20 protein-coding genes are annotated in these 20,605 nt (G+C 65.6%); 17 read left to right on the top strand and 3 right to left on the bottom strand.

Features of this window, described 5'->3' with window-relative positions; all coding sequences use genetic code 11:
• Nucleotides 1–380 precede the first annotated feature (380 nt).
• Entirely contained in the window at nucleotides 381–2,996 is a 2,616-nt protein-coding gene (leuS, locus tag Mrose_RS07355; protein ID WP_182482720.1) for a leucine--tRNA ligase, read from the top strand.
• Between the two features lie 144 nt (nucleotides 2,997–3,140).
• On the opposite strand, the gene Mrose_RS07350 is transcribed toward leuS, so the two are convergent.
• Nucleotides 3,141–4,289 carry a phosphopentomutase gene (locus tag Mrose_RS07350; RefSeq protein ID WP_119276941.1) on the bottom strand — a complete coding sequence of 383 codons (1,149 nt, stop codon included), beginning with the start codon at nucleotides 4,287–4,289 and terminating at the stop codon, nucleotides 3,141–3,143.
• 49 nt (nucleotides 4,290–4,338) lie between these two features.
• On the bottom strand, nucleotides 4,339–5,316 hold the full coding sequence (gene zapE, locus Mrose_RS07345) for a cell division protein ZapE (protein ID WP_119276940.1): 978 nt from the start codon (nucleotides 5,314–5,316) through the stop codon (nucleotides 4,339–4,341).
• Nucleotides 5,317–5,461: 145 nt separating this feature from the next.
• Here zapE and Mrose_RS07340 point away from each other — a divergent pair, with 145 nt between their 5' ends.
• The 4 genes from Mrose_RS07340 (at nucleotide 5,462) to Mrose_RS07325 (ending at nucleotide 9,989) form a co-directional block, all read left to right on the top strand.
• On the top strand, nucleotides 5,462–7,429 hold the full coding sequence (locus Mrose_RS07340) for a diguanylate cyclase domain-containing protein (protein WP_182482717.1): 1,968 nt from the start codon (nucleotides 5,462–5,464) through the stop codon (nucleotides 7,427–7,429).
• A 66-nt stretch (nucleotides 7,430–7,495) separates the two neighbouring features.
• Nucleotides 7,496–8,338, top strand: a complete 843-nt coding sequence (locus Mrose_RS07335; RefSeq protein WP_119276936.1) for an isoprenyl transferase — start codon at nucleotides 7,496–7,498, stop codon at nucleotides 8,336–8,338.
• A 406-nt stretch (nucleotides 8,339–8,744) separates the two neighbouring features.
• Nucleotides 8,745–9,113 carry a EutP/PduV family microcompartment system protein gene (locus Mrose_RS07330; RefSeq protein WP_119276934.1) on the top strand — a complete coding sequence of 123 codons (369 nt, stop codon included), beginning with the start codon at nucleotides 8,745–8,747 and terminating at the stop codon, nucleotides 9,111–9,113.
• 3 nt (nucleotides 9,114–9,116) lie between these two features.
• The gene (locus Mrose_RS07325; protein ID WP_119276932.1) at nucleotides 9,117–9,989 is read left to right on the top strand and encodes a DMT family transporter; all 873 of its coding nucleotides are present in this window, start codon (nucleotides 9,117–9,119) and stop codon (nucleotides 9,987–9,989) included.
• A gap of 71 nt (nucleotides 9,990–10,060) precedes the next feature.
• Here Mrose_RS07325 and Mrose_RS07320 read toward each other — a convergent pair whose 3' ends face one another.
• Complete coding sequence (locus Mrose_RS07320; RefSeq protein WP_119276930.1) at nucleotides 10,061–11,032, bottom strand: hypothetical protein; 972 nt, start codon at nucleotides 11,030–11,032, stop codon at nucleotides 10,061–10,063.
• Nucleotides 11,033–11,178: 146 nt separating this feature from the next.
• Between Mrose_RS07320 and Mrose_RS07315 the strand changes: the two genes are divergently transcribed.
• From Mrose_RS07315 to Mrose_RS07260, 12 genes are all read left to right on the top strand, one after another.
• Nucleotides 11,179–11,748, top strand: coding sequence for a DUF3105 domain-containing protein (locus Mrose_RS07315; RefSeq protein WP_245969681.1), 570 nt, complete (start codon nucleotides 11,179–11,181; stop codon nucleotides 11,746–11,748).
• 3 nt (nucleotides 11,749–11,751) lie between these two features.
• Complete coding sequence (locus Mrose_RS07310) at nucleotides 11,752–12,333, top strand: DUF305 domain-containing protein (protein WP_119276926.1); 582 nt, start codon at nucleotides 11,752–11,754, stop codon at nucleotides 12,331–12,333.
• A gap of 75 nt (nucleotides 12,334–12,408) precedes the next feature.
• Nucleotides 12,409–13,074 (top strand): response regulator transcription factor, encoded by a 666-nt coding sequence (locus Mrose_RS07305; protein ID WP_119276924.1) that lies wholly within the window; start codon nucleotides 12,409–12,411, stop codon nucleotides 13,072–13,074.
• Entirely contained in the window at nucleotides 13,074–14,159 is a 1,086-nt protein-coding gene (locus tag Mrose_RS07300) for a sensor histidine kinase (protein ID WP_119276922.1), read from the top strand. Before Mrose_RS07305 ends, Mrose_RS07300 begins: the two co-directional genes overlap by 1 nt.
• A gap of 44 nt (nucleotides 14,160–14,203) precedes the next feature.
• Entirely contained in the window at nucleotides 14,204–15,169 is a 966-nt protein-coding gene (locus tag Mrose_RS07295) for an alpha/beta hydrolase family protein (protein WP_119276921.1), read from the top strand.
• A gap of 76 nt (nucleotides 15,170–15,245) precedes the next feature.
• On the top strand, nucleotides 15,246–15,479 hold the full coding sequence (locus Mrose_RS07290; RefSeq protein ID WP_119276919.1) for an SHOCT domain-containing protein: 234 nt from the start codon (nucleotides 15,246–15,248) through the stop codon (nucleotides 15,477–15,479).
• A gap of 13 nt (nucleotides 15,480–15,492) precedes the next feature.
• A complete protein-coding gene (locus tag Mrose_RS07285; protein WP_119276918.1) occupies nucleotides 15,493–16,170 on the top strand; it encodes a peptidase M4 in 678 nt (225 codons plus the stop codon).
• A gap of 72 nt (nucleotides 16,171–16,242) precedes the next feature.
• A complete protein-coding gene (locus Mrose_RS07280) occupies nucleotides 16,243–16,650 on the top strand; it encodes a hypothetical protein (protein ID WP_119276916.1) in 408 nt (135 codons plus the stop codon).
• 162 nt (nucleotides 16,651–16,812) lie between these two features.
• Complete coding sequence (locus Mrose_RS07275; protein ID WP_245969673.1) at nucleotides 16,813–17,379, top strand: DUF305 domain-containing protein; 567 nt, start codon at nucleotides 16,813–16,815, stop codon at nucleotides 17,377–17,379.
• 111 nt (nucleotides 17,380–17,490) lie between these two features.
• Nucleotides 17,491–17,694, top strand: coding sequence for a CopZ family metallochaperone (locus Mrose_RS07270; RefSeq protein ID WP_119276914.1), 204 nt, complete (start codon nucleotides 17,491–17,493; stop codon nucleotides 17,692–17,694).
• Between the two features lie 26 nt (nucleotides 17,695–17,720).
• A complete protein-coding gene (locus tag Mrose_RS07265) occupies nucleotides 17,721–18,011 on the top strand; it encodes a metal-sensitive transcriptional regulator (RefSeq protein WP_119276953.1) in 291 nt (96 codons plus the stop codon).
• A gap of 27 nt (nucleotides 18,012–18,038) precedes the next feature.
• Entirely contained in the window at nucleotides 18,039–20,588 is a 2,550-nt protein-coding gene (locus tag Mrose_RS07260; RefSeq protein WP_182482716.1) for a heavy metal translocating P-type ATPase, read from the top strand.
• Nucleotides 20,589–20,605 lie beyond the last annotated feature (17 nt).

The following is a 20,605-nucleotide window of genomic DNA, read 5'->3' as shown; positions in this document are numbered from 1 at the left end:
CTGCTCCAGCTGGGCCAGTTTCATCCCCTTACCCTTCGCTTCCGCTTCCCCAATCAGCGCCATCAACCGCTCTTGTAGTGGGCTCATGCCTCAGTCTAGGCTATTGGGTTGTTTTTGGGACACACCCGGGCTTGCGCTTCTGGGGCCTCCCGGCGGCAAAGCGTGTTATCATGAACCCATGAGGTTTGCCGGACGGCTACTAGGGCAATTGGGAGGCCCCTGCTAAGAAGCCAGGTGTCCGGCCTCCCCCTTCACGTCGAAGGGGGATTTTTAGTACCCCAAATCGGGCCATGGGCCAGCGAGCGTCCCAACGACGATGCACGGCAACCGTCCGATTCAAGAACCCCTACTGTAAGAACGAGGAACAGGTAAAGATGAGCATGGACAAATACAACCCGCACGAACTCGAGCCCAAGTGGCAGAAGTACTGGCAGCAGACCGGCCTGCTCAAGGCGCAGGAGGGCGGCGCCAACAAGAGCTATATCCTGGTGATGTTCCCCTACCCCTCGGGCGACTTGCACATGGGCCACCTCAAAAACTACACCATGGGCGACGTGCTGGCCCGCTTCCGCACCCAACAGGGCTACTCGGTGCTGCATCCCTTCGGCTGGGACGCCTTTGGCCTGCCCGCCGAGAACGCCGCGCTCAAATACGGCGTCAGCCCTGCCGACTGGACCTATGGCAACATCAGGCAGTCGAAGGAGTCGCTGGCCCTCATGGGCATCCAGTACGACTGGAGCCGCGAGGTCACCACCTGCACACCCGAGTACTACAAGTGGAACCAGTGGATCTTCCTCAAGATGTACGAGCGGGGCTTGGCCTACCGCAAGAAGAGCCTGGTCAACTGGGATCCGGTCGAGCAGAGCGTGCTGGCCAACGAGCAGGTCATCGACGGGCGCGGCTGGCGCTCGGGGGCTTTAGTCGAGAAGCGCGAGCTCGAGCAGTGGTACCTCAAGATCACCGACTACGCCGAGCGGCTGCTGAATGACCTCGATAAGCTCCCCCGTTGGCCCGAGAAGGTCAAGGCCATGCAGCGGGCCTGGATCGGTAAGAGCACCGGGGCAGAGTTCGACTTCCAGGTCAAGGGTCACGACGCGAAGATCCGGGTCTTCTCCACCCGCCCCGATACCATCTTCGGGGCCACCTTCATGGTGCTGGCCCCCGAGCACGAGCTCGTCGCCCAGATCACCACCCCCGAGCAGAAAGAGGCAGTGGAAGCTTACGTCGCTGCGGCCAAGATGAAGAGCGAGGTCGAGCGCCAGCGCGAGGACCGCGAGAAGAGCGGGGTGTGGACCGGGGCCTACGCCATCAACCCGGCCAACGGCAAGGAGATCCCCATCTGGGTCGCCGACTACGTGCTCTCGGGCTACGGCACCGGCGCGATCATGGCGGTGCCGGGCCAGGACGAGCGCGACTGGGAGTTCGCCGAGAAGTTCGGGCTCGAGATCATCCGTACCGTAGAGCCCCCCGCCGGCTGGCAAGGCAAGGCCTACACCGAGGACGGCCCGGCCATCAACTCCGACTTCCTCAACGGGCTCTCCGTCGAGGAGGCTAAGAAGAAGATCATCGCCTGGATGGAGGAAAAGGGCATCGGGGAGGGCAAGGTCAACTACCGGTTGCGCGACTGGCTCATCAGCCGCCAGCGCTACTGGGGCACCCCCATCCCCATGATCCACTGCGATAGCTGCGGCATCGTCCCGGTGCCCTACGAGCAGTTGCCCGTCGAGTTGCCCACCCTCAAGGACGTGGAGGACATCCGGCCCAAGGGCAAGAGCCCGCTGGCCGCCCACCCTGAGTTCTACGAGGTGGACTGCCCCAAGTGCGGGCAAAAGGCCCGGCGCGACACCGACACCATGGACACCTTCATCGACTCGTCGTGGTACTTCCTGCGCTACGCCGACCCCCACAACGAGAACCTGCCCTTCGACCCCCAGAAGGCCAACTTCTGGATGCCGGTAGACCAGTACATCGGCGGCATCGAGCACGCCATTTTGCACCTGCTCTACGCCCGCTTCTTCACCAAGTTCCTGCACGATATCGGCATGGTGGAGGTCGAAGAGCCCTTCGATGGCCTCTTCACTCAGGGCATGGTGCAGGGCTGGACCGACGTGGGCCCCGTAGAGGTCAGCGGCGAGGAAATCCGCTTTCTGACCCACGACCGCCGGGTCAAACTCGACCTCCCCGAGACCCTCAGCATAGAGGAAGCCAAGAAGAGCGGAGCCGAGCTGCGCACTCACGACGACGGCAGCATCCACTTCTGGAAGCCCGCCACCATGTCCAAGAGCCTGGGCAATGGCGTGATGGTGGGGCCCTTCGTGAAGGAGCAGGGTGCCGACATCGCCCGCATCACCATCCTCTTCGCCGCCCCGCCCGAGAACGAGATGATCTGGACCGAGGAGGGCGTGCAGGGCGCCTGGCGCTACCTCAACCGGGTCTGGCGCCTGGTGGCCGAGAACCTGGCCGAGCTCAAGGCCCAGGGCGACGTGCACGACCCCAAAGCCTTGAGCGCCGCCGACAAGGCCCTCTACCAGAAGCTGCACCAGAGCATCAAGAAGGTGGGCGAGGACATCGAAGCGCTGCGCTTCAACACCGCCGTGGCCGCCTTGATGGAGCTCCTGAACGCGATGTACGACTACCGCAAGGAAAACCCGGTCTCCCCCGTGTTCCGCCTGGCCACGCTCAACTACATCCAGCTCCTGGCCCCCTTCGCCCCCCACATCGCTGAGGAGCTGTGGCACCAGTTCCACAACTCCTCGGTCTTCGAGGCCCGCTGGCCCACCGTGGACGAGGACGCCCTCGTCGCCGACGCCTTCGAGCTGGTGGTGCAGGTCTCGGGCAAGGTGCGCGGCAAGGCCACCGTCCCCGCGCAGGCCAGCGAGGACGAGATCAAGCGCATCGCCCGCGAGATCCCCAACGTGCAGGTGCACATCAACGGGAAGCAGGTGGTGAAGGAGATCTACGTACCCGGGAAGCTGCTCAACATCGTGGTGAGGTGAAGGGAAAAGCCGGCAGCGGTCAGCTTTCATCCTTCAGCCGTCCGCGGGAGGCTCGTGGCGTGTGGTAACCCCTCCCTGGCCCTCGACGCGTCTTACGTACGACGTAGGACGTACGACCCGCGTTCAGCGTTCGGCCGTCGGCGTTCACACGATCCGCCTCCCCGGCCCTCCCCACTCGAGCCCGAACAACCCTGCCCACGTCGCCGCCAGGTCGGCGAAGGTCTCGCGGGTGCCCAGGTCCCGCCCGGCCAGGCCCGGCCCTACCGCCAGGAGCATGCCGTACTCGCGGGTGTGGTCGGTGCCGCGCCAGGTGGGGTCGTTGCCGTGGTCGGAGACGATGAAGAGGTAATCGTCTGGCCCCAGCCCGGCCAGGATGCCGGGGAGGGCGGTGTCGAAGTCGCGCAGGGCGGCGGCGTAGCCCTCGGGGTTGCGGCGGTGGCCGAACTTGGCGTCGAAGTCGACGAGGTTGGTGAAGACCAAGCCGGAGAAGTCCTGTCGCATGAGCCCCAGCGTGCGGGCAATCCCGTCGGCGTTATCCTTCGACTTCACCTCGCGGGTGAAGCCGCGGTGGGCGTAGATGTCGGGGATCTTGCCCACCCCCACCACCTCGAGCCCGGCCCCCTTGAGCACATCGAGGACGTTGGGAGGGGGCTCGAGGGCGAAGTCCTTGCGCAGGTCCTCGCGGCGGGCGTAGTGGCCGGGCTCGCCCTCGAAGGGGCGGGCGATCACGCGGGCGACGGCCAGCGGGCCCACCAGCATCTCGCGGGCCACGCGGCACCACTCGTAGAGGGTCTGGAGGGGCACCTTGCCGACGTGGGCCGCCACCTGGAACACCGAGTCGGCGGAGGTATAGACGATGGGAAAGCCGGTCTTCAGGTGCTCGTCGCCGTAGTCGCGGATGGCGTCGGTGCCGGAGTAGGGCCGGTTCAAGAGCCAGCCCCCCACGCCGATGCGCTCGGCGTAGCGCTGCAGGAAGTCCTGTGGAAAACCCTGTGGAAAAACCTGGAAGGGGTGCTCGAGTTGGATGCCCACGAACTCCCAGTGCCCCGTCGAGGTATCCTTGCCGGGGTTGACCTCCCGCATGCGGCCAAAGGCCCCTCTGGGCCGCTCGACCTTGGGCAAAGTGTGAACCCCCGGCACGTGGCCCAGGCCCAGCGCGGCCAGGTTGGGCAGTTCCACGCCGGTCTTGAGCACGGTGTGGTCGAGGGTGTCGGCCCCCTCGTCGTCAAAGCGCGAGGCGTCGGGAAGGTAACCCAGGCCCACGGAGTCGAGGACGATGGTGGTGATCTTCATGGCCCGAGCATACGTGTACGGCGGGAGCGGCGTCGAGCTACCGGATGCCTCAGCGCTGGCTGAGCAACTCCGATAGCCTCGACAAGCAGCGGCCAAACTTCTTGGCGAAGGCCCCGTGGCGGTAGCTCTCGAGGAAGATCTGCTCCAGCGGCACCCCCGAGGCCCGAAGCTGCAGGCCGCGGTCGTAGAGTTTGTCGATGAAGTGCACGAAGCGCAGCGCGTCGTTGAGGTCGGGGATGGGGGCCAAGCCCTCGAGGTAGACGACCTCGAGCGACTCGAAGAGGTAACGGTAGCGGATAGGGTGCAGGCCGCGCAGCAGGTAGAAGAGTTCGGCGAAGGAGTCGTAGCTGGCCGCTCGAGTCTCCTCGTGATAGAGCTCCTCGAGTTCCTCGGCGTCTAAAGGCAGCGGGGGGTGCTGGAAGTCGCGGTGCCGATAGTCCTCCCCGTCGATGCTCTCCACCGCGAAGCGGCGGGCCAGGCTCTGGATCTGAATGCGGAACTGCTCGGCGTTGAAGCGGCCCTGGCCCAAGGCGCTGGGCTGGGTGTTGGAGGTAGCCGCCACGCGCAGGCCCTTTTCCATGGTCTGGCCCAGCAGGTTGGTGACCATCTGGGCGTTGCCGGGGTCGTCGAGCTCGAACTCGTCGATGAAGAGGTAGGCCAGGCCCCCGAAGCGCTCGACCGCCTGGGCCATGCCCATCAGGCCCACGGCGTAGGTGAGTTCCTCGAAGGAGAGGTAGGCCTTGGGCTCGGGGGCTTGCCAGTAGGCGGCTACCAGCAAGTGGGTCTTGCCCACTCCGAAGCCCCCATCGAGGTAAATTCCCCTCGGATCGGGCAATTTCTTGCGGAAAAAGCCCTGGGGACGGTCCCGCACCCAGCGACCCAGGCGCTCCTTGGCGGTGGCCTGTGAGGAAAAGCGGGGGTCGGGGTGGTAGGAATCGAAAGTGGCCCCGCTGTAGCGTGGCGGCGGCACGAAGTGGGCGAGCAGGGTCTCGAGGTTGACTTCAGGCGTTCGTTCGACCAGACGCACGGCTTCAAGCCTATCGCCTTTGGCGGGGTTTGGTCAGCGGCTCCGATCACCCCTGCGTCTTGCGAAATTTTCCCGTTTTTCCACCAAACCAAGGTGAGGGATGCAAAAAGGGTATGATCTCGATAAGCAGAACCCACCACGCGCTATGAAAGCCCGACCTCGCCCGACCCCCATCACTGCCCTCAGCAAGAGCGAACTCGAGCGCCGACTGCGCGAGGCCACCATGCTCAAGCAGATCGTGGCCACCTCGGGGGCCCCCCTCGAGCCCCTGACGGTGCTCAACGTCATTTGCAGCGAGCTGGTGGCGGTGGTGGGCGTGCAGCACGCGGGCTTTGCCCGCATGTCGGAGGATGGACACTACCTCACGGTGGTGGCCGAGTTTGGCCTCGAGCACCGCACCGGCCTCAACGAGCGCATCCCCCTCAAGGGCAACGTCATTACCCAGAAGGTCATCAAGACCCGCAAGCCCATAGCCGTGCTCGACGCGCAGAATGACCCCCGCATGGGCGCGGGCCGCGAGGCCGCCAAGCACTTTGGTGTGGTCTCGATGCTGATCGTGCCCATCCTGGCCGGGGAGCGGGTGGTGGGCACGCTGGGCCTCGACAGCTACGAGCCGCGTCGGTTCGGACGCAACGAGATCGCGCTGGTGGAGGCGGTCTCCAGGGCCGCCTCGCCCCTGCTGGAAAACGCCCACCTCTTCGACCAGCTCAAGAGCGAGCTGGCCGAACGCCAGCGGGCCGAGGAAGAGCTGCGCAAGTCGCGCACGCTCTACCAGGAGCTGGTCAACAGCCTCGAGGGCGTGGTGTGGGAGGCCGAGTTCCACAAGGATAGCCTCGTCTTCACCTTCGTCAGCCGCCAGATCGAGCGGGTGCTGGGCTATGGCATGAGCGAGTTTCTGGGCCCGCGCGAGAAGAGCGTGTGGCCCAGGGTGCTCTACCCCAGCGACTTCGAGCAGGTGGCCCAGCGGCTGCGTACTCTGGCCATCACCCTCGAGACCGCCGAGGTCGAGTACCGCGCCCTCGACAGGGACGGGCGGCTGCACTGGTTCCAAGACCGCATCTCGGCCCTGCGGGAGGTGGACGGCACCGTGCGGCTGCGCGGCCTGATCGTGGACGTGACCGACCACAAGCGCGCGGTGCGTCTGGAGCGCGACCGCAACCTGGCCCTGGAGCTCATCGCCCGAGGGGCCGAGCTGGAGGACATCCTCGAGGTGCTCATGGAGATGCTGGCCTCCCAACTCCCCGAAGTCGCCTGCGCCATCCAGGTGCTCAAGAGTGGCCGAGTGCGCTTCGCCGCCAGTGCCAACCTGCCCGAGACCCTCCGCAAGCTCTTCGAAGGCGGCACCATGGGGCCGCTGGGCTACCGGGTGCAGGAGGGCGAAGCCTCGGTGCTAGACGACCTCGAGCAAAACCAGCGCCTGAAGGCTGCCACGCGCCAGACCCTGCTGCGCGCGGGATACCGCAGCGCCCTGACGCTGCCGGTGATCTCCAAGGACAACGTGCTGGGCGCGCTTACCGTGCTGAGCCCGACCCCCCTCGAGCCCGACGTGCGCGCCGCCCACATCGTCGCCGACCTCGCCGCCATCGCCGTGGACCGCCAGGGACTCATCGAGCAGCTGGAGTACCAAGCCACCCACGACCCCCTCACCAAGCTGCCCAACCGCATGCTCTACCAGCAGCGTCTGGCCCAGGCCATGCAGCGGGCCGAGGAGAAGGGCCGCTTGGTGGGCGTGCTCTACATCGACCTCGACAACTTCAAGAAAGTCAACGACACCTTCAGCCACGCCACCGGCGACGAGCTATTGCGCAGCGTGGCCCGCCAGCTCGCCAGCGCCGTGCGCCCCAGCGACACCGTGGCCCGGCTGGGCGGCGACGAGTTCGGTGTCATCCTGGCCGACCTACCCTCGGTGGAGATGGCCGAGCGCATCGCCCGCAAGCTGGGAGCAGAGGTCAACACCAGCGTGCGCATCGGCAACCGGGCCCTCGAGGTCACCGCTTCCATCGGCCTGGCCCTCTACCCCCGCGACGGCACCGACGCCGACGCACTGTACCGCCACGCCGACCGCGAGATGTACGCGGTCAAGGGAAAATTGTCGGACCAAGTGGGCCATTGAAATCGAACGAACCAGGCAGGGTCTGGGCACTAGAATGGGCTTTGGATTGAGCCTCGAGGTTCACGCATGGCAGTAGACACCTCCGCAATTCCCCGCAAAAACTCGGCGCGGCAGCAGCTCATCAACGTGCTGCGCGTGGCCCTCAAGCCGTTGTACTGGTGGTACGAGAAACGATTGGAGGCCGAGGTGCGCCAGGGCCACGTGCCCCGCCACCTGGGCATGATTTTGGACGGCAACCGACGCTTCGCCCGCGAGCTGGGCCTCGCCGGCCACGAGGGCCACGAATTCGGCGTGCAGAAGGCCTACGAGGTGCTGGAGTGGTGCTTGGAGCTCAAGATCCCCACCGTCACCATCTGGGTCTTCTCAACCGACAACTTCAACCGCTCGCAGCTCGAGGTCGAGACCCTCATGAACCTCTTCGTCAAGGAGGCCAGGCGCATGGCCCAGGACCCGCGCATCCACGCCAACGAGGTGCGGGTGAAGGTCATCGGGCGCCACGACCGCTTCCCCCCGAAGGTGTTGCAGGCGCTGGAGGAGCTCGAGGAGGCCACCAAGCACCACGAGGGCATGCTGCTCAACATCGCCATGGGCTATGGTGGGCGCGAGGAAATCGTGGACGCGGTCAAGAGCCTGCTGCTCGAGGCCGCCCGCACCGGCAAAAGCCCCGAGGAACTCGCCGCCGAACTCGACATGGAGCACATCTCCGAGCGGCTTTACACCGCCGGCGTCCCCGACCCCGACTTCATCATCCGCACCTCGGGCGAGATCCGGCTCTCAGGCTTCCTGCTGTGGCAGGCCGCCTACAGCGAGTACTACTTCTTCGACGCCTTCTGGCCCGCTTTCCGCCGGGTGGATTTCCTGCGGGCCATCCGGGCTTACCAGGGTCGCGAACGGCGCTTCGGCAAGTGAGTGCCGCGTCCATTCTCAGGCGAACTCGAGGGCGCTCGAGCAGACGGCAGGCTGTCTATATAGACAGCGTCCATAGTAACTATGGAATTGCACATCCAGGATCAATTCTGTATTATTACGAAGCATGGTCTGGCGTTCATGGTTCAAAATGCGGCTACGCTGGTGGGAACTGCTTATTTTGGGCGTCCCCCTCATCGAGTGGCACTGAGCAGTGGGCTTGGCTGCTGAAGAGAAGGGGCTCGGGTTTCTCCCGAGTTTGCCCGGCAGATTCCAAGCTACACCTTGGTGGGTTTCCGTTGACACTCCCACGCCGTGGCGGGGCGTGGCAGGAAGTGCGTGGGATTCTTGGCTCGTCACCGCTTGCCCATCGACCTTTGCCCCTTCCCACGTTGTATTCTGAAGTTCTATGCCTTTGGAGCGGATCGTCGTATTCGGAACCACCGGCAGCGGCAAAAGCACCCTGGCCAGGCGGCTCAGCGAGCATCTGGGCCTGCCCTACTTCGAGACCGACGCCCTGCACTGGAACCCCGGCTGGATACCCACGCCCGAGCTCGAGTTCCGGGCCAGGGTCGAAAAGGCCACCGAAGGGCCCCGTTGGGTCACGGAGGGCAACTACAGCGCCATCCGCGACATCCTGCTCTCTCGCACCGACACCGCCATCTGGCTTGACTACCCTTTCCCCCTCGTCTTCAGCCGCTTGCTCAAGCGCATGCTGAGGCGGGTGATCCATCGGGAAGTTATTGTGAGGGTGACCCTCCGACCCGGTAGACTCTGATTCGTGCGCCGCGATCACCTGCTGGGACTGCTCTACCTCAACGTCGCCACGCTGCTGTGGGGCACCACCTTCGTCGTAATCAAGCAATCGCTGGAGTCGCTCAGCGCTTCGCAGATCACCCTGGCCCGCTTTGCGGTGGCGGCGCTGTGCTTCGTGCCTTTTTTGCTGCGGCTGGAGCGCAGGGTATGGCGGGCGGGGCTCGAGCTGGGCTTTTACCTATGGCTGGGCTACGCCACCCAGGCCATCGGACTGGAGTACACCACCGCCAGCCGCAGCGCCTTCATCACCACGCTCTACGTGGTGATTCTGCCGATGTTTCTCGGGCTCATCGGACACAAATTGCGCCTGCCGGTGTGGGCGGCGGCGATGATGGCGATCGCGGGCGTGGGGCTTTTATCCTACGACGGCTCCCCACCGAACCTGGGCGACGTGTGGACGCTGGGAACCGCGCTGGCCTATACCTTTTACATCTGGCGCCTCGAGCACTTCGTGGCGGTGCGCAGCTATCCCACGCTGCCCATCACCGGCGTACAGATGCTGGGCGTGGCCCTGCTGTCGGGGCTGTGGGTCGCCTGGGAAGGCCCCGGTTGGAGCGCTTCAGGCTTTCCCTATGCCCAGATGCTCTACCTGGGGCTGGTCGCCACCGCCCTGTGCATCTGGCTGCAGGCGCTAGGGCAGCGCACCGTCCCCGCCCCCGAAGCCGCCATCGCCTTCACCCTCGAGCCCGTCTATGCCGCCATCTTCGCCTACTTCCTGCTGGGCGAGCGCTTGGGCGTGCAGGGGCTGGTGGGGGGGTTCTTAATCCTGGGCGCGACGCTGGTGAGCCAGCTTCCCCAGTTGCTCAGGCCAAGGAAGGCCCTGAAAACAGAACGGTGAGCGGGAAAAGGGCCGGGTCTCGGACCCGACCTACCCACAGCATTTTGCGTTTGGCTACCTATCGACGCCCTTCACTCCACCGCCCCGCCGTTGAGCGTCACCGTAAACTCACCGCAGCCGGTGAACTCGAGACGCAGGGTGTCCTGCTCGCCGTTGGGGCGGGTATAGACCCACACCTTGGCTCCGCTGTCGTAGTTGAGCAGGCGGGCAGGGCTGGCGCAGTCGGCGCGGTTCCAGTGAAGGGTGGGATCGGTGTACCAGATCAGGTTGCGCACCCTGCCGCCGCGCTCCCAGGTCAGGCTGCCGGGGTTGTCCTGGGCGATGGTGATGGTGCCCTTAGCCCAGGGGGTATCGGGGAGCTCGGGAGCGTAGGTCTTTTCGACCTCTAACCGGGCGCTACCGTCGTAGGTGTTGCCGCCGGTGGTAACGCTCACGGCCTGGCTGTAGTTCTTGGCGATGGTGTAGAGGCTAGCGTCGCTCTTGTCAAGGGTGAAGCTGCCCTCGAGGCTGCGATCGATGACGGTGCCGTCGTCGCGGGTCACGACGGTGTGAAAACCATTGAAGCTGACGCTATAGCCGCTCAGGGGCAAGGCATCGTTAGTGTCGCTGAGGCTCACGCTGCCCTCGGTGGTGTAGCTGGCGCCGCCCGCGCGGGTTCCGGCGCAATCGAAGGTCACGGTGATGCTGGCGGGCACACCGTCGTCGTCGGCATCCACGAAGTTGGGAGGGCTCACCGTCACGCTGCACTCGCCCGAGCCAACAGGGGGTAGGTAGGCGCCCAGGGCGTTGAGCAGGTGGATGATCCGGCGGGGCAGGTTGTAGCCGATGGCGTTGAACGCGCCCTCGGAGAGGGCTGCTGCTTGAAGGCTCGTGCTTCCACGGGCATCGGCCAGCAGGCCGCCGTCGAGGGCGAGGTCTCCAGCCGCCACCTCGGAGAGGGCCCTGGCGTCTTGCTGGCTCAGGCCGCCAGAGCCGGGATTCTGGGTTCCGCAAGCCGCCAGCAGAAGGGTCAGGGTCAGACCGGCCAGATACTTATGCTTCATCGCTCTTACCTCCGCCTCCAAGAATGCTCACGCAGCCTTAAGCCCATACCAGGTCCAAGCTGAAGACAAGCTGAAGTCCCAATTGCTCTCATCCAGAATGGGGTAGTTTGGATGGGCGTATGGGAAAGAGCGCGAGAAAACAGGCCATGAAATATGCATCCAAAGCCAAGCCCAGCCCCTGGCCTTGGGTGATCGGCGGGGTCATCGTGCTGGCGGTGGCGGGCTGGGGCTTTATGCGCTGGCAGAGCCAGCAGGGGGTGCCCAGCCTCGAGAGCCTCATCGAGCAAGGCAAACCGGCTTTGGCCCAGGTGCAGAGCCAGCCCGATTATGGGCGCAGCCACGCCAATATTGGCACCTCGTTGAGCTACGCCACCGACCCGCCCACCTCGGGCACCCACTGGTTCAACTGGACCGAGCCGGGCTTCTACAGCCGCAGCGAGCCCAGGGAAAAGCTGGTGCATTCCCTCGAGCACGGCAACGTGGTGATCTACTACGACCAGCCCTCGGAGGAGGCGCTCAAGACCCTGCGGGCCTGGGCCAGCCGCTACCGGGGCCAGTGGGACGGGCTGGTGGTGGTGCCCAAGCAAGGGCTCGGACAGACCATCGAACTCACCGCCTGGACCAAGCTACTGCGGCTGGAGAACTGGGACGCCGCCGCCGCGGCTGCCTTCATCGACGCCTACCGGGGTCGGGGGCCGGAGAACCCGGTTCGTTAGGGCATGACTCTCCGCAACCTCGCGCTGCTACTGGCACTGGCGTTGCTCGCCACCGGGGTCTGGGCCCTGAGCACCTGGCGCTCCGGTCCCGAGGCCGCCTTCGCCCGACACATGATCCCCCACCACGCCCAGGCCGTCGAACTGGCCCGGCTGCTCGAGGCCCGCACCTCCGACCCCAACCTGCAAACCCTGGCCCGCGACATCTACCTCACCCAGGAGGCCCAGATCGGCCAGATGAACGCCTGGCTGCCTCCGTGGGAGCGGCCTTTCAGCCGCTCGGCCCGTTTTGAGGCGGCCATGCTGGCGGCGATGGGCATGGCCAGCAGGGCCGAGATAGACGACCTGGCGCGGAAGTCGGGCCGCGAGGCCGAGGTACGCTTCCTCCAGCTCATGATCCGCCACCACCAAGGGGCCATCCCCATGATCACCGAAGCCCTGCCAAAAGTGCAGGGCGAGCTGCCGCGCAAGCTGCTCCTGGCCATGGCCAGGAGCCAGATCCTCGAGATCGCGCTGATGGAGCAACTGCTGGCCGAACGCGGGGGAACGCCGCTAAAGCCGCCCCCCTCAGCCGGGCACCGGCACTGAAGGCCAGCCATCCCTTGGTGAACCCCCTTCCGCGGGCTGAAGCAGGGCAGAGCCACGGGTAAGCTGAGGGAGAACATGGCTCGGGTGCTGCTCGTTGACGACGACCCTTCCATCCACGAGGTGCTAGGGGCCTACCTGCGCCAGGAGGGGCACGAGGTCCTCGAGGCGCGCGACGGCGCCGAGGCGCTGGCCCGCCTCGGCAGTGCCGACGTGCTCATCCTCGACCTGATGCTGCCCAGGGTCGGAGGGCTCGAGGTAGCCCGGGAGGTGCGCCGCAACTACCCGGACATGCCCATCCTCATGCTCACGGCCAAGGGCGAGGAGGAAGAGCGCATCCAGGGCCTCGACAGCGGGGCCGACGACTACGTGGTCAAGCCCTTCAGCCCCCGCGAGGTGGTGGCGCGGGTGCGGGCCCTGCTGCGCCGCGGCGGGCTGAAGGACGAGCTGGTGTTTGGCGACCTGGCCCTGAGGCCCGCCGAGCGCATCGCCCGGCTGGGTGGCGAAGTCCTGCCCCTGTCGCGGCTGGAGTTCGACCTCCTGCTCACCCTGGCCCAGCATCCCGGCCTAGTGTGGAGCCGGGACCGCTTGCTGGAGCGCGTCTGGGGCGGGGGTTTCCCTGGGGTAGACCGCGTGGTGGACGTGCACATCGCAGGCCTGCGCAAGAAGCTGGGTGAGGACGGCGACAACCCCCGCTACATCGAGACCGTGCGCGGGGTAGGGTACCGCTTCCGGGAGGAGTGATGTTCACGCGGCTGTTCCTGACCCACCTGCTGGCGGCGCTGGTAGCGCTGGTGGCCCTGCTGGGCTTCGCCGAGTGGCTGGCTCCGCGCTTCTACCAGCGCCACATCGAGCGGATGGTGGCGGCCATCGGGCCGCAAGGCCACGACCTTCACGCCGACCTCGAGCGCGGCCTGCGCTCAACCCTCACCACCGCCTGGCTGGCCTCGCTCCCGCTGGCCGGGTTGCTGGCGGCGGGCACGGCCTGGGTGGTCTCGAGGCGGGTGAGCCAGAGTGTGCGGCTGCTGGCCCACGGCAGCCGGAACATCGCCCAGGGGCATTACCGCAACCGCCTGAAGGTTCAGGGGAACGACGAGCTGGCTTCGCTGGCCCAGGACTTCAACCGCATGGCCGAGGCGCTGGAGAAGGTCGAACAAGGACGAATCGAACTCATCAGCTCCGTGGCTCACGAGTTGCGCACTCCACTCGCCGGCCTGCAGGGTTATGCCGAAGCCCTGGCCGATGGGGTCCTGCCACCCGAGCAGGTCGCCCAGCGCATCGCCCACGAGGTCCGGGCCATGCGCCGCCTGGTCGAGGACCTGTCACTGGTCTCGAGGGTCGAGGCGGGCGCGGTGGAGATCTACCCGCAAACCCTCAACCCCAAAGACGCCCTGACCCAGGCCGCCGAACGCTTCGCGCTGGCCTTCAGCGAACAGGGGGTGGCCCTGGAGCTAGAACTCCCCCCACAATCGCCCCCCGTCTGGGCCGACCCCGAGCGCCTCCAGCAGGTGTTGTCCAACCTGCTCTCCAACGCCCTGCGCCATACCCCCCGTGGGGGGAAGGTGACGTTGAGCGCCGAGCCCGTGAGGGGAATGGTGCGTTTTGGTGTTCGGGATACGGGCTGCGGCATTCCCCCCGAACAGCAGGCACGGGTCTTCGAGCGCTTTTACCGGCTGGATTCGGCCCGCAGCCGCCAGGACGGCGGGAGCGGGGTGGGCCTCACGGTCGCGCGGGGCCTAGTCGAGGCCATGGGCGGGGAGATGGGCCTGCAGAGCGAAGTAGGCAAGGGCAGCACCTTCTGGTTCACCCTTCCCGCTTCGCCTTGGTAAGGCGGCTTCTACTCGAGGCTGCCTTCTGAGTTTAATTTTGGTCCATGAACCTCAATCGGTTCCTTCCGGCGATGGCCGCTCTGGCTCTCAGCACAGCCCTGGCCCAAGCCAGTCCCCTCGAGCACCCCATGTCCATCGAGGCCATGCGGCGGGGCAGCTACCCCGGCTCTGCCATCGTCCTCGAGCAGCGCCTGGCCCCCGGCTCCAACTATCAGCGCTACATCGCCTCTTACCGCTCGGAGGGGCTCAAGATTTACGGGTTGCTCACCGTCCCCACCGGGAAGAAGCCCCAAGGAGGCTGGCCGGGCATAGTCTTCGTGCACGGTTACATCCCACCCGAGCAGTACCGCACCACCGAGCGCTATGTGGCCTACGTCGACGGCTTCGCCCGGCAGGGCTACGTGGTGTTCAAGACCGATCTGCGCGGCCACGGCAACTCCGAGGGCGAGCCCAGCGGGGCCTACTGGTCGCCGGATTACACCATCGACGTGCTCAACGCCTATGCCTCGCTGCGCCGATTTGGGGAAGTCAACCCCGAACGCATAGGCATGTGGGGGCACTCGATGGGGGGCTACCTGACCCTGCGGGCTATGGTGATCGACCGGCGCATCCGGGCCGGGGTGATCTGGGCCGGAGTAGTGGCTCCCTACAGCGACATCCTAGGCGGTTGGCGGCGGCCCAGCCGCCCGGGTGCCATCCCCTCGCAAGCCCGCCGCCGGCGCGAGGAGTTCATCCGCCAGCACGGCACCCCCGAGAGCAACCCGGCTTTCTGGAACGCCATCTCGGCCAACAGCTACCTAAGCCAGGGAGTCTCGCCCATCCAGATCCACCACGGGCTGGCCGACAGCGTGGTCCCGGTGAGCTTTTCCCAGCGGCTTTCGGCCCAGCTCAAGGCAGCCGGGCAAACCCACGAGCTCTACCTCTACCCCGGCAACAACCACAACCTCAGCCAGAGCTTCGCCACCGCCATGGGCAAATCGGTGGCCTTCTTCGATCGCCACCTCAAATAACCACCTTCCCGTCACATCCCAGCGAGGTTTTACGCCAGCTTAACAATACCGCCCTAGGATATAGCTGGAGGTCGAGATGATGGGTTGGTGGCCTTACGGTTACGGAATGATGGGCGGCTGGGGTTGGCTCGGGATGCTGCTCGAGCTGATTGTCTTGGTGCTACTGGTCTACTTGCTGGTGCGGGCGCTCTCCCGCCCGCCCTCGAGCGAGGGGCGGGACCGCGCGCTGGACATCCTGCGGGAGCGCTACGCCAGGGGGGAGCTCGACAAGGAGAGCTTCGAGCGGATGAAGCGCGACCTGGAGGAGTAAAAGGAGGTATGCCGTGAAACGCGGACTGCTGTGGTTGGGCATCACAGGCCTGGCCGTGGTGGGGGTGGCCCTTACCCAGGGCATGTGGGGCAATCCAGGCTATGGGGGCATGATGCAGGGCTACGGATATGGGTACGGCCCTGGAATGATGATGGGCGGGGGGATGGGAATGGGCATGATGAGCGTCTACCCCGCCCAGGCCCAGCCCATCTCCCCAGCCGAAGCCAGGGCCCGGCTCGAGGCCTTCGCCAAACGCTTTAGCCCCGAAGCCAGGCTCAAAGACTTCATGAGCTTCAGCGAGAACTACTACGCCCAGGTGGTCGATGCCAGGGGCAACGGCCTGGTGGAGATCCTGGCCGACCGCTACACTGGCAACATCTACCTCGAGCCCGGCCCCAACATGATGTGGAACACCCGCTTGGGCATGGGCTACGGCATGATGGGTGGGGGTGGCATGATGCAGGGCCAGCCTCCAGCCGCTGCACGCTACGACAAGGCTGCGGCGCAGAAGCTGGCCGAGCAGTTCCTCAAGGGCTACCTGCCGGGGGCCAGGGTCATGGAGGGCCAGGCATTCGGCGGTTACTACACCTTTGACTTTGGCCGCAAGGAGATCGAGGGCATGCTCTCGGTGAGCGCCTATACCGGTGAGGTCTGGATACACACCTGGCACGGGATTTTCCTGGGAGAGTAGCAAACGTGCATACCGAGCCGGGGATATGTTCCGCGGTCGGGAGGGGTTAGGATTGTCTCTCGAGGAGAAACCGTGGAAGCCACCGAACCTTCGCTGGGCCAGTACGTCGCCAGCCTCAAGGCCAGCAAGGACCTCGTGCGCGACCGTGAGGCCTTTCTCGAGCGCTGCCGGCGCAAATACCAGACCCCGAGCATCGCGGGTTTCCCCATGGTGGGGCTGGGCGGAAGCTGCGGAAAGCCCGCCTTCCTGATGCCTTTCGTGATCCGTTTTGACTGGGATACCGTGCTGGCTCTGGAGGCCGTGGCCGAGCACTTTGGCATGTACGTGGAGTATGGGGCCTACCCACACCTCAAGCTACCCGACGAAACCGAAATCGCCGCCGTGCAAGACTGGACAAACGCCACGCTGGTCTTTCTGCGGCCTTCCTACGAGCGCAAGGAAGAGTTACTTACCGCGATTGCCGAAGCCCTGAAGCCCTAAGCCCACCTTTGCCTTCCCCGCCAGCAGGAAAAGCCGGCGGGGGGTTGACCTTTTGCATGGTCCGGACTACTGCGAACGCCCTGCTGCTGGGTATGGGTTCCCGGCGACGCTTTATACGGGCTTAACACAAGCCCCCCACCATCTTGCATGGAGGTAGGAGAGATGATGCAAAGAATCGTGGCACTTACACTCGCGCTGGGGCTGGCCCTGGCTCAAACCGACTACGCGCAGCACAGCGGGATGCCCATGAAGAGCATGGGCGCGCTCGAGAAGCTCTCGGGTAAGGACTTCGACATCGCCTACATGTCGATGATGATCGAGCACCACAAGGGTGCGGTGGAGATGGCCCAGGCCATCCTCGAGGTGTCGAAGGATGCGCGTGTCCGCAGAGCTGCCCAGGACATCATCGCCGTGCAGAACCGGGAAGTCGCCCAGCTCACCACCTGGCTCAGGGGCTGGTACGGGGTGGCTCCCTCCAAGCTGTACATGGGCATGATGCGCGACGACATGAAGACCATGATGAACACTGCCATGACGGGCATGAAAGGCCAAAGCCCAGACCGGGCCTTCCTCGAGGGTATGATCCCCCATCACCAAGACGCCATCGACATGTCCGAGCTGGCCCTGAGAAAGGCTGCCAGGGCGGAACTCAAGCGCTTCGCCCAGGGCGTGATCGACGTGCAGGCCAGGGAGATTGAGCAGTATCGGGAGTGGCTGAAATCCCTTTGAGGACGAAGTACCGTGACTTGACCCCACCCCTCCTAGGGTGGGGTTGACTTCATCCGGCAGGGAGCCTAAGCTAGGGCTGTACCCCTCCCCAGGAGGGAATGGAGGCAAAGGATGACCACCGAACTCAAGGTTGAAGGCATGAGCTGCGGCCACTGCAAGATGAGCGTCGAGGAAGCCCTCAAGAGCGTGCAGGGCGTGGAGAAGGTGGAGGTTTTCCTCCAGGAGGGAAAGGCCATCGTCGAGGGCAGTGCTCCCGTGGAAGCGCTCATCGCCGCAGTGCAGGAAGAAGGCTACGGCGCGTCGGTCCGGCAGTGAGCCGGGCCGATGCCCAGGGGGCGAATGTGAACCCTATCACCGAACACACCCTGCACCTCGAGCCCAGGGCGCGCGAAGACGCCCGCAACCGGCTGCTCTCAGCCAAGGGGCACCTGGAGGGCATTTTGAAGATGCTCGAGGGCGAGCCCTACTGCGTGGACGTGCTCAAGCAGATCAAGGCCGTGCAGGGTGCTTTGGACAAGGTGGGCGACCTGGTCTTGAAGAGCCACCTCGAGCACCACGTCGCCAGCGCGGCCCAGCGGGGCGATGCCGACAAGCTCGTAGCGGAGTTGATGGAAGTGCTGAAGTACCGCTAAACGCTCGGTTTGGATGTGGTGGAGCGAATGACCAAAGAGCTGCACATCGGTGTCGAGGGCATGACCTGCGCGGCCTGTGTCAATCGGGTGGAGCGCGGGCTGAAGAAGGTCGAAGGGGTCGAATCGGCCTCGGTCAACCTGGCTACCGAGAGCGCCAGCGTCGTCTACGACCCCGAGAAGACTACCCCGGAGGCCCTCGTGGAGAAGGTCAGGGAGGTAGGCTACACCCCCGTGGTAGCCGAGGTTGAATTCGGCGTCACGGGCATGACTTGCGCGGCCTGCGTGGGGCGGGTGGAGCGGGCCTTGAAGAAGCTCGACGGGGTGCTCGAGGCCAGCGTCAACCTCGCCACCGAACGGGCTAGGGTCAAGTTCCTTCCAGCCAGCACGGGCCTGGCCCAGTTCAAGCGGGCTATCCGCGACGCAGGCTACGGCGTGCTCGAGGCGGGGGTGGGTCAAGACCGCGCCGACCTCGAGCGCGAAGCCCGCGCCCGGGAGATCGCCAGCCTGCGCCGCTCGGTGCTCATCTCGGCGGTATTCGCTCTCCCCCTGCTCCTCACCGCCATGCTGCCCATGCTGTTTCCGGCGGTCGAGGAGTGGCTGATGGCCACCTTCGGGCATGGCGTCATGAGCACGTTGAACTGGGTGATGCTGGCCCTGGCGACCCCCGTGCAGTTCGGCCCCGGCCTGCGCTTCTACCGCCACGGTTGGAAGAGCCTGCGCTCTCTTTCGCCCGACATGAACAGCCTGGTGATGATCGGCACCAGCGCGGCCTACTTCTACAGCCTGGGCGTGGTCCTCTTCCCCAGCGTCTTCCCCCCTCAGGCCCGCCACGCCTACTTCGAGGCGGCGGGGGTGGTGATCACGCTGATCCTCCTGGGTAAGTACCTCGAGGCCCTGGCCAAGGGCCGCACCTCCGAGGCCATGAAGCGGCTGCTCTCCTTGCAGGCCAAGACGGCGAGGATCATCGAGGGCATAGGCGAGCGGGAAATCCCCGTCGACGAGGTGCTGCCGGGTGACGTCATCTCGGTGAGGCCCGGCGAGCGAGTGCCGGTGGACGGGGTGGTGCTCTCGGGCCAGAGCTACGTCGATGAGTCCATGATCACCGGCGAACCCATCCCCGTGCTCAAATCCGAGGGGGTCAAGGTCATTGGGGGGACCGTCAACCAGACCGGGGCCTTCACCTTCCGGGCCACCGCTGTGGGCGCGGATACCGTGCTCGCGCAGATCATCAAGCTGGTCGAGAGTGCCCAGAGCTCCAAGCCGCCCATCCAGAACCTGGCCGACCGGGTGGTGGCGGTGTTCACCCCCATCGTGCTGGGGATCGCCCTGCTCACCGCCCTCACCTGGCTGCTCCTCGGCGGGGAAAACGCCCTCACCCTGGCCCTGGTCAACACCGTGGCGGTGCTGATCATCGCCTGTCCCTGCGCGATGGGCCTGGCCACTCCGGTGAGCATCATGGTAGGTAGCGGCAAGGCCGCCGAGATGGGGGTGCTCTTCCGCAAGGGCGAGGCCCTGCAAACCCTGCAACAAGCCCAGGTGATCGCCCTCGACAAGACCGGCACTCTCACCAAGGGCAAGCCGGAGCTCACCGATTTGCGGACCGAGGAGGGTTTCGAGGAGGCCGAAGTGCTCCGCCTGATTGCCTCCCTCGAGCAGAAATCCGAGCACCCCATCGCCCGCGCGATCGTGAGGGCAGCCGAGGCCAGGGGGCTCGAACTCGTGGAGCCTCAGGGCTTCGAGGCCCTCCCCGGCTTCGGGGTGAGCGCTCAGGTCGGGATTTACCGCGTGGAGGTGGGGGCCGACCGCTACATGGCGCGGCTGGGCCTCGACGTGAGCCCCTTCGCTGCTGAGGCCCAGCGCCTGGCCGATGAGGGCAAGACCCCGCTCTACGCCGCGATCAACGGGAAGTTGGCGGCCATCGTCGCGGTTTCCGACCCCATCAAGGAAGGAACCCCCGAGGCCATCGCCGCGCTGCACCGCCAGGGCTTCAAGGTGGCGATGATCACCGGCGACAACGCCCGCACCGCACAGGCTATCGCCCGGCAACTGGGCATCGACGAGGTGCTGGCCGAAGTCCTGCCCGATGGCAAGGCCGATGCGGTGAAGCAACTCCAGGACAAGGGCTACCGCGTCGCCTTCGTGGGCGACGGCATCAACGACGCCCCTGCGCTGGCTCAGGCCGACGTGGGCCTCGCCATCGGCACCGGCACCGACGTAGCCATCGAGACCGCCGACGTGATCCTGATGTCGGGCGACCTGCGCGGAGTGCCCAATGCCATCGCGCTCTCACGCTCGACGTTGCGCAACATCAAGCTCAACCTGTTCTGGGCTTTCGCCTACAACATCGTGCTGATCCCGGTGGCCGCGGGCGTGCTCTACCCCCTCACCGGCTGGCTGCTCTCGCCGGTGCTGGCGGGCGCGGCCATGGGCCTGTCCTCGGTGTTCGTGCTCTCCAACGCCCTGCGCCTGCGTAGGTTCCAAGCGCCGCTGAGGGGGCCGGTGATCGATGATCGTACGTCCTACGTCCTACGTCGTACGCAAGACTCTAAACGCGAAACGCGAAAAGACAGCTCATAGCTTGTGGCCTTGTGGTT

Source organism: Calidithermus roseus (assembly GCF_003574095.1).
GTDB lineage: Bacteria > Deinococcota > Deinococci > Deinococcales > Thermaceae > Calidithermus > Calidithermus roseus.
Note: the sequence above shows the minus strand (reverse complement) of the source record. Positions and strands in the feature narration are given on the sequence as shown.